The following is a 13939-nucleotide window of genomic DNA, read 5'->3' as shown; positions in this document are numbered from 1 at the left end:
GGCTATCAATAGTGAATTGAACTGGCCCAGCGCCGCTGAAACTAACATTTTCAATGTAGAACCGGTATATGACAAAAACTATTACACAGCACGGCGGCTGCTTGTGCGGCGCCATCAGATACCAATTAACCGCGAGCCCTTTTGCTGCAGATTATTGTCATTGCCGCCAATGCCAAAAAAGTACTGGTTCAGTGCTTGGGGCTTGGATGGATTTTCATATCGATGAGGTCAGCTGGCTAACGGGAGCGGTGACTGAATACCACTCTTCAGAATTTGTGCGGCGTGGTTTTTGTCATCAATGTGGCTCACAGATAAGTTTTAGAGATACTCGTTATCCGAGCTATTTAACTCTATCAATCGTATCACTTGATGAGCCGAATAGTGTGCAGCCAACTTATCATATTCACACCGACAGCCAACTCAAATGGCTTTCACTGAGCGATCACTGCACTCGCTACCCACAATCGAAAAGCTAAATATTGGTTTTCCTTCCTTTAGCGAGCTTTCATTGAATAATAATTACATTCGGTATTACCTATAGAATCAAAAAAAGTTAATTACTTCTTCCAAAGGTAAGTTCTATCGGAATAGTCATAAAGCCATTCTGGGCGATAAACCACTAGTATTGTTATCGCCATTCCGTTGAGTAACGCTTCTGGAAATCCCAATAAAGGAATGAGTATTAAATAGTTATCCGCAAGGTATAACCAATCATAATCTGTACTCAAATTTAGCCATAATGCCCAGCTAACAATGTGAACCAGCATAGATAAAAAAGCATTGATGAAAGCACCAAAGAAAATATAAATAAACAGATGATGAGGCAGGAATTTAAAGCACTGACTATAGAAGATAAAGCACACAAATAGCGGAACACACACGGCGAAAATAGCATAAAGAGCAAAATCTAAAGGCTGCTTTAACACAAATACTGCAAAAAACAGCACTGGCAATAAAGCGATGATACTGGCCATACGCCAACCAAACATAAGCATTAGCACAACCAACCCAAGGAAATGCACATGAATTTGGGGAGTGACACTTGCATTGATTAACCAAAGCGCGTTGATTGCAAATGTGGCAATAAATACCCGAGATTGCTTTTTACGTGATGCGACTAATTCAGAGAACTGCGTTTGTGGCCAAATGAGCCAGTACCAAAGTACAAGTAGTACGGTTGCAATAAGCCCTGCAAGGCTAGAATTTAGGCTGATAGTATCGACGAGTTGTTGTAAAAATTGCATCATCTATACACTCCCTAGTCAAACAACCGAATGTAAAACATTTTAAAGCTCTGCTAACTTTCTTAAATATACGTTATGCTGGCAATTAGAAACCAATTTTTAACATAAAAATAATAATGAAAATAATCTCTCTATTGCTTGTTTTACTACTCTCAGCCTGCAGCGGTACGCCTGAACTCGAGCCCGAAGAGTTTGCTGGCCAACTTACCGACTCATTTAGAACCGATATAAAAAGCAATGGCCTTAAACTGTTTACCTATCGCGCCAAGCTAGTGATAGACAGCAATGCTAAGCAAGCGCTTCCCCATGAGCAGCGAGCACAGCAAAAAAAACGTTCAAGGAAACGCTATCAAGGGCCAGATCTAACCGCTTGGACACAAAAAATAGAGCATGGTCTTAGTCGGACAATCGAAATGACAGGCTACTGCCGCGAAGGTTATATAGAGATCAGCCGCTCTATTCAATATGACCGCGGCAGTATTAGAGGCGAGTGTAATGAAGGTGCTACTGAGGTTGATATCGCAAAGTTCGACTCTTAAATAAAAAAGGGCTTCAATCGAAGCCCTTTTTTATTTCAATTAAGCAGCCAGCCCACTCTCTTTAGCACCAAAACTCACCTTACCAAAATCCTCTAAAATAGCGTAACAGGCTGGTACCATAAATAGCACTAACGCGGTTGAGGCAAAGATACCAAATACCATAGAGATCACCAGCGGTTGCAGCACTTGTGCTTGTATACTGGTTTCGAGCAATAAGGGTAACATGCCCGCGGCGGTCGTTAATGAGGTAATAAATACTGCTCTAAAGCGCTCTTTACTGGCGCTGACTACCGCTTGATGAACAGTCTGTCCCTCATCAACATGAAAGCGAATATATTGCACCAGTAGTATCGAGTCATTAACCACGACGCCAGACAGAGCGATAAAGCCCATTATCGATGGCATACTCATCGAGAACCCAAGCAATAAGTGCCCCCAGAACACGCCAATTAGCCCCAGAGGGATCACCGCCATCACAATAAGTGGCTCCAAATAACTCTTAAACTGCAAACTCAAAATAGCGAACACCCCTAACAGTCCCAGAATAAAGCCTGACACCATTGAGCTTTGAGTCGTTGCATTCTCTTTGACCTCACCTTCAAAGCTGACTCGCACTCCTGGATAGCGCTTCATTAGATCAGGCAGCAGTTCCTCTTTAAATGCAGTATTAATTTCCCCAGCATTGGCTAAGTGAGTATCGACTTCACCAGTAATGGTGACAAAACGCATGCCATCAAGCCGTGAGATTTTGACGTAATTACGTTGCCAAGAAAAATCAGCCACCGCAGACAATGGTACTTGATCACCAGAGGCGCCCAAGGTTATTGGGAAGTTAGCCAAATTCTCAAGCTTAGCCGCATCACTTTTATCAAGTTGCACGTCAATCTGAATACTCTCAGGGCCGACTTGAATGTAATCTGCCGTTTGGTGGAAATAAGCACCGCGTAATTGGCTCGCTAACATCATACCGTTAACGCCATAGGCTTCTGCACCTGGTTTCAAGGTCATCAAAATCTCAGACTTACCTGGACGCATACTGTCCATCACGCCAGAAACACCATTAAAGCCACTGATATATTGTTGAACATCAATCGATGCCGCCTTCAATTGGTGCAGGTCATCACCGCGTAAGCGGATATCTATCGCCCGACCAGCCGGTCCCATAGAGGGCTGCTTGTACACAATCGCAATAGGGTCAACCAGTTCACCAACCGTTTCCTCCCATTCACGGATAAAAGTATTAAGTAGTGTTTGCCGTACTTCCGCACTCAACAGATCAACTTTTACCGTGGCGACATGCGCGCCAGTCTCATTGGCATCGGCATTAAAATTAAACCGCTCAGTGATATGTTGGATCAGCTGCTCGCCATTTTCATCTTTACTGTATTTATCATTAAGTAACTGAGCAGCATTAACAATTTTTTCAACTACATGCTCTGTTTGGGATAAAGTCGAACCAGGAGGTAATATCACCCGCGCTTCAACCACATCGCCATCGAGTTCAGGAAAGCCAATAAACTTAACCACGCCACCAGCCGCAAGAGACACAGATAACAGCAATAGGCTTATAACGGCTCCCATAAAGGCGTAACGCCATGCAATCACCCACTCGACTGCTGCAACAAGATTAACCGTTCTAAAGTGTTCAAAACGGCGATTAAATTCTGCTTTAAAGCGACTGGTTTTTCGCTCTTTTCCTTGAGCTGCATGGGCTAAGTGGTTAGGTAATATCAAGAAGGCTTCAACCAAACTCACGGTTAAGATCAGCAGCAAGGTTTGTGGCACAACCCTAAGCACTTTACCCATATCGCCTTCCATAAAGGCAATACTGGAGAAAATAAACACTGTCGTTAAAAAGGACGATACGACACCGGGCAACACCCGTTTGACGCCTTGGATCACCGCTTCTGTTTTATCTAAGCCGCGCTCAATGTGCGATGCTATTGACTCTGCGATAACAATCGCATCATCCATCATGATGCCGATAGCCATCAAAAATGCCACTAACGTCATGATATTAATGGTTAAGCCTACTTGAGCCATAAAAAACAAGCTACCCATAAATGCAACAGGTAAGCCCATCGCAACCCAAAAAGAGTAACGAAAACTAAAGAACAACCACATACAAAGAAATACGAGTAACACCCCTTGCCAACCATTCTTTATTAGCATGGTGAGTCGATCCCACAACAGTGAGCTCATATCGTTAGAAGTGCTAATGCTCACACCATCGGGTGTACGCAGCTTTTCTGCATCTAAAAAACCAATCACCTCCTCTTTGAGGCGCAGAGAATCTTGAGATTTATTTTTAAACACCGTCAATATCGCCGCGGGTTCACCATCGAAACGAACATGGTCTTCGTCAAGCTCGAACCTATCAGTCAACTTAGCCACATCACGCAGGCGCACCACGCCACCTTCAGCATTTGAGCGGATAACGATATTGGCCAGCTTGTCGGCTTCGACTTCTCGCTGATCGAATCTAATTAGGATATTCTTGCTGGCAGTTTCCAAGGTACCACTGGGTAACTGCACATTTTGCTGCTCAATTTGAGTGGCGACATCAGCCACACTCATGCCTAAACGTTTGAGTGCATCAAGTGAGATCTCTACCAACAATTGATGTTGAGAAAAGCCTGCGATCTCAACCTGACGAATACTGGTATCAAGCTTTAAGCGTCGTTTAAAATCTTCCGCATAGGCTTTAAGTTCTGGTTTGCTGGTTGCTGCAGAGAGTGCGATATCGATGATCGGTTCATTAAAATCCAACTCTTCGACAATAGGCGGCTCTATTTCAGCAGGAAAATCTTTAATAGCAGAGATTTTGGTCTGCACGTCGACAAGATTTCGCCCGAGATCCGCTTTATCATCAAGTTTGAGGGTCATCTGTGCCACGCCCTCAAGCGCATCACATTTGGTTTCGATAATGCTGCCTAAGCTATCAACAGCATCTTCCATACGCAGACAAAGATTCTCTTCAACATCTTGCGGTGATGCGCCGGGCAATACCACCCGAGCACTAATATAGCTTGGTGAGAATTCAGGAAAGGTTTCCCGTTTAAGTTCAGGTAACGCTTTGATACCCAAAATAATCAACGCCAACATCAATAGATGTGTCGCTGTAGGGTGACGAACGAAAAAGGCGATCACTGTGTTAGCCCCTTATTATCACCAATGGTATTAGCGCTATCACTTTGACGGCGTAAACCCATGCCTGTCACTGCAGGAATGATATCGGTCAATACTAACTGCATATTGTCATGAAGCTCGCCCTGCACTGCTGCTTGGCCCTCTTGGCGAAACAGCACCTGAACCTTAAGGAGCTGCAAGCTATTATCGCTGTCCATCAGGTACAACTTATCGCCATGAAGTGCTCGCTCTGGCACCATCCAGTAGTCTTTAGCATTCCCCTTAATGCGGGCACTGACAAACATACCATTAACCAACGGTGGTGCCTGACCGATTTTAAGTTCACGATATTGCTGTTCAACCTGCAGTACTACGCTCACAGTCGCCAGAGTTGGATCAACGGTTTCACCGATACGGCTTATTTTGGCTGGCCACTTAAACACATATGCAGCACTTTTAAGAGTTACTTCGGCGGTTAAACCGAGTGCTTCGGCATTGGGCAGTTGCTTGTCAAAAATAGCTGGCTTATCAACGGTTTTCATTAAGGTCATCAGATCAGCTAAAGATAGCTGTGCTTCCACTTCCATGATCTCTGTGCCGTTAATTCTTGCTAGCACTTGCTGTGGTGCCACCACTTGATTATTCTCTACGTTGACTTCAGATACCCGTCCTTCAAATGGTTGGCGGATCTCCGTTTTATCGAGCTGGCTTTGTGCTTCCTCTTCCCTTGAAACAGCTTGTAATAGCTGGGCCTGCAACACATCAGTCTCGTTCGGCATTAGATTGAGACTGTTATTGAGATCTTGGATCTTCTGTTTCTGCGCCAATACATTTTGACGTTCGCCATCAAGCTCTGACTGGGAGATAAGGTTTTTTGTTCGTAACGTCTCTTTGCGCTTTAGATCAGACTTAACCAATTCATAGCGGTTAGTCTCAATATCGAGTGACAACTTAAGATTTTCCAGCTGCAGTGCTTTACCTTGCAGTTGCCCTTCCAGCGCTTTTCTATCAGCCTGCGCTTGGGCGAGACGAATTTGATAGTCAAGTGGGTCAATTGATAATAGCAGCGTGCCTTCCGGTAGCATTTTTCCGACGGCTAAATCTGGGTGTTTGTAAATAATTTTACCGCCCACTTCAGGGAGTAATTGCCATTGAACTTTTGGCGCAACACGGCCAAACGCATCAACCTGCGCGATGACAGAGCTTTGATTAAGTGGCACAACGTCCACCAGCTTACTCTGCTCAGACATCTCTTCTAGCGGCGGATGCCCCTTAAATGATATCACTGCAAATAAAGTGACCACGCCCACTGCCATTGCTGGAAAAAAATACCAACGCTTACCTTTAATCATGTCCATCAGTCTTGCTCTCCAAATAACCCTTGCTCTAGCAGTTTTATGTTGTGTTGCGTCAATTTTGTGTAAAAGTCACTGTCGAGTTTAAAGCCATGTAACTCAGCCATTGGTGCAGGAATGATGTAAGGAAACACCATCAAGCTCATCATAGACATTTTGACTAACATGGGGTCGGTGCCGGTACATTTTTCGAGTAACGGTTTAGGCATCGGGATCAAGTTAGCCAAAGGGGTAAAGAGTTTAAATACCACCGCTTTAACTTCCATCGAACCTTCAGAGTTCATCAATCTAAACAAAAAGCGTGGAAACTCAGGGGTGGCACTCATCGTTTGGTGAAAATCATTGATGATATCTGCCATTATCGATTTTGTGTCGGCAGTTCGATTTAGCTTACTTCGTTCGAGAACCGGCTTTAAATGCTCAATCATCATGGCCTCAAACAAGCCTAACTTGTTACCAAAATAGTAACGGATCATCGCCATATTTACGCCTGCTTCGTCGGCAATTTGGCGGATACTAACCTTGTCAAAATCAGAAGAGAGAAAACAGACTCGGGCCGCGCAAAGTAGCGCCTCTCTAACTTGAGTTGCGGTTTCTGTTTGATTTGTTGGTTCTGTCATTACATCAGACTTAGTGTTATTCGCTTGAATAACACTAAGTCTACTTCCTCAATACTACTTTTGCATGGTTTATCGTTATTCAAAAACTACGCTTTCGAATAGCCGCTACAAGCAAATGATTACAGCAGTTTGAAATTGATTTGATAAAGTTGCTCTATTTCAGGATAAATATCTCTGATGAGGGGTTTTAACTCATCAAGCGTCATATTCTCCTGCTCGGCATGAAGCTGATTAAGCTCGTCAAACTTAACCCAAGCCACCGACAATATTTCAAGCTGGCCATAACAGTGGCTCGTTTCCAAATTAGCCACATGCACTATTTGCCCAGCCTTAAAATGAGACTCGCTCTGATCTCGCAAAGTAATGGTCTTTTTGCCCGCTAGAATGTCTGCTTCAAATCGTTGAAAAAAGGTAATGGTTTGCATATTGCCCTCAGGCCAATAGGTAAAAGAGGAGCCTAACAATAAATCGGCCTCTAGGTTAGCTTTAATCTACAACTAGCGAGTTAGGTCACGATTCTTTGAAGCTGTTGAATCGAGCATAAGGGTCATATAAGGGTAGAGTGTATTAGGTAATTGCAATTAGGTGAAAGCTCATCGAATTGAAATCAAATGAGTACAGTGGCATCACGAGGCGCTTTAGGGTAAAATCCGCTTCCGATTTCAAGCTCAGCGCCTATTGCGCTAAACTTATCTTAGATTGACGTTATCGTAGAGAACCCATGAACAGAAAACAGAAAATGATCAAATTGTCGGCTAAGCGTGCTAAAGCTCGTCTTAATAAGCATACTCCGCCTACGATCAAAAAATACGTATCTAAGGCTGAGCGTGCGGAGCAACAAGCAAAGCTTGCCGCTGAAGAGTTAGCTAAACAGAATGAAGCAGCAACTGAAGTTGATGCGCAAGCGAGTGACACAGACAGTGCACCCGCTAGCTAATTAGCCATATTTTGTTGGGCTTATTTGGTTGACGACTCTTCGCCTTTTACACCGATAAGCTCAGCAATTTCATTACTAGCTTCACAATCCTGCTCTTCAGTCACCATCGCCATATTGGCACACGAAGATGACATCGGGTTTTGGCTACTCAAGCTAAGCTCTTCATCAAACTCACTCGCGGCTTCAGTTTCTGTCGCTGGTACAGCTTGTACAGTACTCTCGATTACAAACTGACCTCTTACCTTTTCCACTAAGCGATAAGCCACTACTACGCCTAATACTCCAAAGATGATAGACCCTATAGCTTGGCCAATAAGTACCCCGTAAACCCCACCCCATTGCGCGCCAAAATACACAAAAGGGATAGTACCAACGGTGGCTTTGCCGACATTAAACAGTGTCGAATATTTAGCTTTTCCTAAGTTATTGAATGAGGCATTTGCAACAAATAATACGCCAGAGAAGATGAAAAACACTGCAATATAGCTACAGAAGAACAGGATAAGCTCTGCAGCATCGCCCTGCATATCAAACACACTCACAATCTGATTGCGGGTTAGAAACAGTAAAATAGACACTACTAACACATAAACACTACAAAATTGTATCGCACGGGTAAGTGACTCTTTTACTCGACCAAACTCCTGAGCACCATAGTTCTGCCCCACAATGGGACCTACTGCGCCAGATAACGCGAATATCATACCAAAAGAGACAGGAATTAAGCGGCCTAGCACCGCCCAACCAGCAACATAACTATCTCCAAAATCAGCAATAGCACGTGTTACAACGGCATTTCCAATTGGGGTGGCGACATTGGTTAACATCGCAGGGCCAGCGATTGCAAAAATAGGGCTTAGATCGGCAATGAAATGATCTAAGTTAAAACGGCCAAACAGTTTGTGCTTAACAATCACTCCTCTGGCAGCCACAACAAACACCGCTAGACGTGCCAATACTGAAGCGACTGCCGCCCCTTCAATCCCCATGGCAAACATAAAGATAAATATAGGGTCAAAAACCGCATTAACACCGCCACCAATCAATGTTGATACCATTGACAGCTTGGCATCACCCACCGCTCGTAATGCGCTACCTAGCGCCATTGCCAAACAAATAAGGGGTAATGAAGGGACTAAAATATACAGATAACCAGCCGCTAACTCTGCGGTTTTGCCTGTAGCCCCCACCAGCGATAACAACTCAGGTATAAACAAAAATACAATAACCGCGACCACAATACTGATCAGTAATGTCACCACAGCGCTATTAAGTAGTAATCGCTTGGCTTTTTCTACCTCTTTAGCACCAATGGAGCGCGATACCAATGCACCAAGCGCTATCGATAAACCAATACCAATCGAGGTAGTAAAAAAAGAGATAGTGCCGGCATAACCGACAGCGGCGGCAAGCTCTTGTTCGCCTAATAAACTGAGGAAAAAGATATCTAGCAGGTCAACCACAAACAGCGCTGAGATCCCCACCGCGGCTGTTGAACTCATCACCAAAATATGGCGCAGTATCGATCCTTGTACAAACTTGGCAACAGCCATAAAACCTCGTAATCCATTTGACTAACTAAGCTGCATATTAAATGCATGTGCAACATTATAAAGGCGGAGAGTACCTACTTATTATGTCATTCAAACCAGCACTAAATATCGGTTTCCAACTCACTGCCACATTTATCACAATACAGCGCATTGGTTTCATGACCCACTTTTAAGCAATTACTGCAACGGCGTAAATCTTTGTGTTTGCCTATCTCTTGTGAGATCTCAGCAGTTAAAATTCCGGTAGGTATCGCGATAATCGAATAGCCAAGCAACATGGTAAATGCAGCAATCGCCTGACCTAAATTAGTCACTGGCGTAATGTCGCCATAACCCACCGTGGTAATTGTCACTATCGTCCAGTAGATAGATTTAGGGATAGATGAAAAACCATTATTGGGTCCTTCAACAACATACATGATTGAGCTTAACACTACGACAATTAAACTGACGGAGAAGAAAAAGATAAATACTTTTCGGCTCGATTGCATCATCGCTCGAAGTAACAGGTTGCCTTCACTTAAATAGCGTAACAACTTGAAGACTCTAAAGATCCTAAATAGTCTTAATACCCTGATCACCATAGTAAAGTTGGCACCAGGGAAAACTAAAGCCAAATATGTAGGTAGTACCGAAAGCAGATCAACCACCCCATAAAAACTCTTAGCGTACTCCAATGGTTTTGCGGAACAATATAAACGCAGTAGGTATTCCAGAGTAAAAATAATGGTGAAACACCACTCTAATACAATGATAATCTCACCGTATTGCTGGTGAATATGAGCAACAGTATCTAAAAAGACCAACATCACGCTCAAAATGATACAAACAATGAGACTAATATCGAAGAAGCGACCTGCAGGGGTGTCTGTTCCAAAGATTATTCGGCGAAGTTTAAGTTTAAATAAGCTTTCCGAGTCGGTTTCTGTAGCCATCTATAGCGCCGTTCCTTGCTGTGAAGCCGCTTAAAATTCAACTGACATACGCTGAATTATCAAGGTATTAAATTAGGTGATATGAATAGTGTGACACGCAAACAAGCAGAGCTCAAAAATAATCTTAAGCTTGTACGTCAACAATCACCAGATTTTGAGGTAACATAGGCCTAATTTCTACATGCTAAGGGCATTAGGCTCAGGGTTGTAAATGCGGGTTTTCTTATCGACAATTATTTCATTACTACTGGTATTAAGCGTTTTTCAAACGAACTTAGCCCATGCCAGTGGCAAAGCTGATTTGGTCGTCGTCACCAAATCAGAATCAAGCTTATCGCTGCTACGCGAAGGCAAAGTGTTAAAGTCTTACCGCATTGCCATGGGTGATAACCCGGTTGGCCATAAACTCACAGAAGGCGATCAACGCACCCCAGAAGGACGTTACTTACTGGACTATAAAAAGTCAGACAGTGCTTATTACCGTTCTATTCACATCTCCTACCCTAATGATGAAGATCGCTTACGCGCCAATGCACTCGGTATAGAGCCAGGTGGTCAAATCATGATCCATGGTGAAAACCCAAACTCTAGTCTAAGCCCAATAGAAGCTCAGCAGTACAATTGGACTGACGGCTGTATTGCCGTGACCAATGCTGAGATGGATGAGCTTTGGCGCGCGATAGATGAAGGCACCCCAATCGAGATCTGGCCATAACGCTCCACACCTCTTAAATCAAAACTTTAAATCAAAACAGTAGGCTCGTTTAAAAAGCGGGCCCCAGCAGAGAAAGATTAATGACCTATGAGCAACTAGCCAGCAATTGGCCTGCCTTTAGCCAATCTATAATTCAGTTTATGAGCGAGCTTGGCTTGGATAAACTGGCACTTGAATGCGATCATACTGCGCTGCGAGTCAATAGCCCCCATGCTGCGCAACAGTTACAAAATGAGTTTACAGAACATGGCACAATCATCTCGAACAACATGATCAACGGCCGTCCTATTTTAATTATTGAGCTAAACCAGCCTTTGCAGCTTGGTGATATGACTATCGATTGTGTCGAACTGCCCTTCCCTGGAGAAAAGTCATATCCGGCAGAAGGTTGGGAACATATTGAGTTAGTTTTAAAATCAGATGCTCAAGAGTGTGAAACTCTCAGCCAAGATCTGTTAGCAGCACTACCAAGTCTCAAACCGGTACTGGCAGGTGAGACCGAAGTAAAGGTGAAAATGAGTTCACCAAAAGGTGATAGAGAGCGCTTAGCTAATCCAACCATTGCCTTTAAAAAAGACGGTTTATGTATCAAGGTTCACCCGCACGGCATAAAAGCGGTAATCGCTTCAGAATGTGAATAGAAATAGCGCTAATAACTCAGAGCAGCAACCAAGACGTTGCTGCTTTTTTATTGCTAAGATTACTGCTTCATCATCTGTCTGACGCTTAACACTGCCATAAACATGAAAAACACCGGATCACTCCAACCTAATCCAACAAGAATGCCTGTGAACGCAGCCTTCAGGGTGATAACAACGCCGATAAGATTAGTAATGAATAAAGCGATAAATAGCTTTTTAGCCAAGGTTCCCTTGTCGATGTCTTTAAGCAAAAAACAGATAGCGGCAATACCAGCTAAAAATATACTCGTATGCTGTGACAAAAACAGTGCGTACTGATCATTTATCTCTACGCCATAAATTGGCCAAATCTGTGTTGGAATAAAAAACAATGCCGAGGCAAACAGCGCGTAAATCACAGCATGTAAAGTTAAAATTTGGGTATTATTCATAACCTTTCTTCCTCAGCTATTTTATCCGATTGGACCTTTATTAATCGTTGAAAGCGCAGAGTTTACAGCGAAGATCCGACCTCTAATATTTTCAATGCCCATCTTAGTTAACCGTGCTGAATGCATTGCTAGATATGCACTGGCTGACTTTGGATCTTCAAATAAATAGATCCCACCTCCCAGCTTTTCAAATTCACTTTCAGTCCATATCTTCCAAATCATTCCTGGCTCATGGTTAATTGATTCAGCTAAGTCTTTAAGCATTTTAGCCATCTCATCACCGAATGGGCCGCTATAATCGAAATCGACTTGTAGTAATGTATTCATAATTTGTCTCCATTCCAAAAAGAGTAATAAAAACAAGTTGGCTAAGCTGATAAGTCACTATCTGCTCAGCAATACTTGCGATACCAACCATATTACTTATAAAATCTAGACATAAAAGTTCATAATACTGCCATTTAATGTAGGTAAATTAGACCGTGAGATTAAAAACAACCTTAGAGCAATGGCTCACATTATTTGAAATAGATAGAGCTGGCAGCATTCAAGCTGCAGCAGTAGCTTTAAACAAAAGCCACACTACGCTGATTTATGCTGTCAGAAAGTTAGAAGAACAACTTGGCGTGCCATTGCTAAAGGTTGAAAAGCGCCGTGCAATACTCACCGACGATGGAAAGTCACTGTTGCGCCGCGCCCAGACAATGTTAGAACAAGCTAAAGCGCTGGAAGAGATTAGTAATCAATTGGTTCAAGGGGTTGAGTCTGAATTAACGATTGCAATCGATCACCTTTGCGACCGCCAGTGGCTATATGAACCGATGGCTTTATTTTTTAAGCAAAACCACACAACTTCAGTACAAGTTGTAGAAACCTCATTGTCAAAAACCCAAGAGATGGTCAATCGTGAAACTGCTGATATTTCAATTATTACTCTGCCTATCACCAATCATCCATCTGAAGCTTTTGGGGTCGTCAGCATGTTGCCGGTCGTGGCAACATGCCATCCTTTAGCATCAAAGCCTAAGCCTTGTTTGGCAGATCTAAGTAGCAATAGGCAGATAGTGGTGCGAGATCTAGGTAATAACAGCAAACAAGATGTAGGTTGGTTAAAATCAAATCAACGGATCACGGTTGATAATTTCGACCATGCAGTGCATGCAATGCAACAAGGACTGGGTTATTGCCGTTTACCAATGCACATTATCGAAAAATTTACTGACAACAATGTTGTCGTGTTACAAGTTGAACATGCGCAGCAGTATCAAGTTCCGCTGCATATTACGCTGCCGAAAGGCGCAAAATCTGGGGCTGCAGCTAAATATTTGTACCAATTATTACAAGAGTCAGTAAGTGTTCGAGATTAGCGGGCTGAGATTACTTAATAATATACATACCTTCGCTTGCTGGCCGGCTTAACTTAAATCCAAACTTTGTGTATAGCTCAGGTACATCCGCCATTAAGGTAATGTAAGCACCTTTAAAGGCTGTATTTTCGAGGTAATCCATAATACTTTGCATGATAAGTCGACCAAAGCCCTGCCCCTGGTAGTGAGGATCGACAGCAACATCAACAATATCAAAATTTAACGCTCCATCACCCACAACACGGCCCATGGCAATGGTTTGCTCAGCAACACAGATATGCACGCCATAAACGCTGTTGGGCAACGCCTTTTTTGCAGCCTCTAATGGCCTAGGCGTTAAGCCTGTAATGATGCGAAGGCGAACGAAATCTTCGGCAGTAGCTACCTGCTCGATAAGGGTATATCTGTGATCGGTCATTGAAGTACTCATATTTGTATGAATGTATTTTTAAACATGTAGCTCTACAAACTAA

At 43.2% G+C, this 13939-nt stretch carries 16 protein-coding genes; 6 read left to right on the top strand and 10 right to left on the bottom strand.

The window, feature by feature from the left end:
• The first annotated feature begins 68 nt into the window (after positions 1-68).
• On the top strand, positions 69-476 hold the full coding sequence (locus L2730_RS14865) for a GFA family protein (RefSeq protein ID WP_248975310.1): 408 nt from the start codon (positions 69-71) through the stop codon (positions 474-476).
• Between the two features lie 81 nt (positions 477-557).
• Here the strand turns inward: L2730_RS14865 and L2730_RS14860 are convergent, their stop codons facing one another.
• Complete coding sequence (locus tag L2730_RS14860; protein WP_248975309.1) at positions 558-1247, bottom strand: energy-coupling factor ABC transporter permease; 690 nt, start codon at positions 1245-1247, stop codon at positions 558-560.
• Positions 1248-1360: 113 nt separating this feature from the next.
• Here L2730_RS14860 and L2730_RS14855 point away from each other — a divergent pair, with 113 nt between their 5' ends.
• The gene (locus tag L2730_RS14855) at positions 1361-1783 is read left to right on the top strand and encodes a hypothetical protein (protein ID WP_020911928.1); all 423 of its coding nucleotides are present in this window, start codon (positions 1361-1363) and stop codon (positions 1781-1783) included.
• A gap of 39 nt (positions 1784-1822) precedes the next feature.
• On the opposite strand, the gene L2730_RS14850 is transcribed toward L2730_RS14855, so the two are convergent.
• From L2730_RS14850 to yqfB, 4 genes are all read right to left on the bottom strand, one after another.
• A complete protein-coding gene (locus tag L2730_RS14850; RefSeq protein ID WP_248975308.1) occupies positions 1823-4933 on the bottom strand; it encodes an efflux RND transporter permease subunit in 3111 nt (1036 codons plus the stop codon).
• A complete protein-coding gene (locus L2730_RS14845; protein WP_248975307.1) occupies positions 4930-6270 on the bottom strand; it encodes an efflux RND transporter periplasmic adaptor subunit in 1341 nt (446 codons plus the stop codon). The genes L2730_RS14850 and L2730_RS14845 overlap by 4 nt, the downstream gene beginning before the upstream one ends.
• Positions 6270-6887, bottom strand: a complete 618-nt coding sequence (locus tag L2730_RS14840) for a TetR/AcrR family transcriptional regulator (protein WP_248975306.1) — start codon at positions 6885-6887, stop codon at positions 6270-6272. The genes L2730_RS14845 and L2730_RS14840 overlap by 1 nt, the downstream gene beginning before the upstream one ends.
• A gap of 119 nt (positions 6888-7006) precedes the next feature.
• A complete protein-coding gene (gene yqfB / locus L2730_RS14835) occupies positions 7007-7312 on the bottom strand; it encodes a N(4)-acetylcytidine aminohydrolase (protein ID WP_248975348.1) in 306 nt (101 codons plus the stop codon).
• Positions 7313-7608: 296 nt separating this feature from the next.
• Between yqfB and L2730_RS14830 the strand changes: the two genes are divergently transcribed.
• Positions 7609-7824 carry a DUF2986 domain-containing protein gene (locus tag L2730_RS14830; protein ID WP_248975305.1) on the top strand — a complete coding sequence of 72 codons (216 nt, stop codon included), beginning with the start codon at positions 7609-7611 and terminating at the stop codon, positions 7822-7824.
• A 20-nt stretch (positions 7825-7844) separates the two neighbouring features.
• Here the strand turns inward: L2730_RS14830 and L2730_RS14825 are convergent, their stop codons facing one another.
• The gene (locus L2730_RS14825; protein ID WP_248975304.1) at positions 7845-9377 is read right to left on the bottom strand and encodes an MATE family efflux transporter; all 1533 of its coding nucleotides are present in this window, start codon (positions 9375-9377) and stop codon (positions 7845-7847) included.
• Between the two features lie 101 nt (positions 9378-9478).
• On the bottom strand, positions 9479-10312 hold the full coding sequence (locus L2730_RS14820) for an ion transporter (protein ID WP_248975303.1): 834 nt from the start codon (positions 10310-10312) through the stop codon (positions 9479-9481).
• A gap of 211 nt (positions 10313-10523) precedes the next feature.
• On the opposite strand from L2730_RS14820, the gene L2730_RS14815 reads away from it, so the two are divergent.
• A complete protein-coding gene (locus tag L2730_RS14815) occupies positions 10524-11027 on the top strand; it encodes a L,D-transpeptidase family protein (RefSeq protein ID WP_248975302.1) in 504 nt (167 codons plus the stop codon).
• An 80-nt stretch (positions 11028-11107) separates the two neighbouring features.
• Complete coding sequence (locus tag L2730_RS14810) at positions 11108-11668, top strand: VOC family protein (protein WP_248975301.1); 561 nt, start codon at positions 11108-11110, stop codon at positions 11666-11668.
• Positions 11669-11727: 59 nt separating this feature from the next.
• Here the strand turns inward: L2730_RS14810 and L2730_RS14805 are convergent, their stop codons facing one another.
• Together L2730_RS14805 and L2730_RS14800 are read right to left on the bottom strand one after the other, a co-directional pair.
• Entirely contained in the window at positions 11728-12099 is a 372-nt protein-coding gene (locus tag L2730_RS14805; RefSeq protein ID WP_248975300.1) for a hypothetical protein, read from the bottom strand.
• 21 nt (positions 12100-12120) lie between these two features.
• Positions 12121-12426 carry a monooxygenase gene (locus L2730_RS14800; protein WP_283105744.1) on the bottom strand — a complete coding sequence of 102 codons (306 nt, stop codon included), beginning with the start codon at positions 12424-12426 and terminating at the stop codon, positions 12121-12123.
• A gap of 155 nt (positions 12427-12581) precedes the next feature.
• Here L2730_RS14800 and L2730_RS14795 point away from each other — a divergent pair, with 155 nt between their 5' ends.
• Positions 12582-13466, top strand: a complete 885-nt coding sequence (locus L2730_RS14795; RefSeq protein ID WP_248975299.1) for a LysR family transcriptional regulator — start codon at positions 12582-12584, stop codon at positions 13464-13466.
• Positions 13467-13476: 10 nt separating this feature from the next.
• On the opposite strand, the gene L2730_RS14790 is transcribed toward L2730_RS14795, so the two are convergent.
• Positions 13477-13884 carry a GNAT family N-acetyltransferase gene (locus L2730_RS14790; RefSeq protein ID WP_248975298.1) on the bottom strand — a complete coding sequence of 136 codons (408 nt, stop codon included), beginning with the start codon at positions 13882-13884 and terminating at the stop codon, positions 13477-13479.
• Positions 13885-13939 lie beyond the last annotated feature (55 nt).

This window comes from Shewanella kaireitica (assembly GCF_023284045.1).
Taxonomy (GTDB): Bacteria; Pseudomonadota; Gammaproteobacteria; order Enterobacterales; family Shewanellaceae; genus Shewanella; species Shewanella kaireitica.
This window is presented reverse-complemented; position numbering and strand designations above follow the sequence as displayed.

What these genes read in the sequence shown, in the direction of transcription:
- L2730_RS14865 (WP_248975310.1), top strand. Translation starts at nt 69, where the DNA reads ATGACAAAAACTATTACACAGCACGGCGGCTGCTTGTGCGGCGCCATC.
- L2730_RS14860 (WP_248975309.1), bottom strand. Translation starts at nt 1,247, where the DNA reads ATGATGCAATTTTTACAACAACTCGTCGATACTATCAGCCTAAATTCT.
- L2730_RS14855 (WP_020911928.1), top strand. Translation starts at nt 1,361, where the DNA reads ATGAAAATAATCTCTCTATTGCTTGTTTTACTACTCTCAGCCTGCAGC.
- L2730_RS14845 (WP_248975307.1), bottom strand. Translation starts at nt 6,270, where the DNA reads ATGGACATGATTAAAGGTAAGCGTTGGTATTTTTTTCCAGCAATGGCA.
- L2730_RS14840 (WP_248975306.1), bottom strand. Translation starts at nt 6,887, where the DNA reads ATGACAGAACCAACAAATCAAACAGAAACCGCAACTCAAGTTAGAGAG.
- yqfB (WP_248975348.1), bottom strand. Translation starts at nt 7,312, where the DNA reads ATGCAAACCATTACCTTTTTTCAACGATTTGAAGCAGACATTCTAGCG.
- L2730_RS14830 (WP_248975305.1), top strand. Translation starts at nt 7,609, where the DNA reads ATGAACAGAAAACAGAAAATGATCAAATTGTCGGCTAAGCGTGCTAAA.
- L2730_RS14825 (WP_248975304.1), bottom strand. Translation starts at nt 9,377, where the DNA reads ATGGCTGTTGCCAAGTTTGTACAAGGATCGATACTGCGCCATATTTTG.
- L2730_RS14820 (WP_248975303.1), bottom strand. Translation starts at nt 10,312, where the DNA reads ATGGCTACAGAAACCGACTCGGAAAGCTTATTTAAACTTAAACTTCGC.
- L2730_RS14815 (WP_248975302.1), top strand. Translation starts at nt 10,524, where the DNA reads ATGCGGGTTTTCTTATCGACAATTATTTCATTACTACTGGTATTAAGC.
- L2730_RS14810 (WP_248975301.1), top strand. Translation starts at nt 11,108, where the DNA reads ATGACCTATGAGCAACTAGCCAGCAATTGGCCTGCCTTTAGCCAATCT.
- L2730_RS14805 (WP_248975300.1), bottom strand. Translation starts at nt 12,099, where the DNA reads ATGAATAATACCCAAATTTTAACTTTACATGCTGTGATTTACGCGCTG.
- L2730_RS14800 (WP_283105744.1), bottom strand. Translation starts at nt 12,426, where the DNA reads ATGAATACATTACTACAAGTCGATTTCGATTATAGCGGCCCATTCGGT.
- L2730_RS14790 (WP_248975298.1), bottom strand. Translation starts at nt 13,884, where the DNA reads ATGACCGATCACAGATATACCCTTATCGAGCAGGTAGCTACTGCCGAA.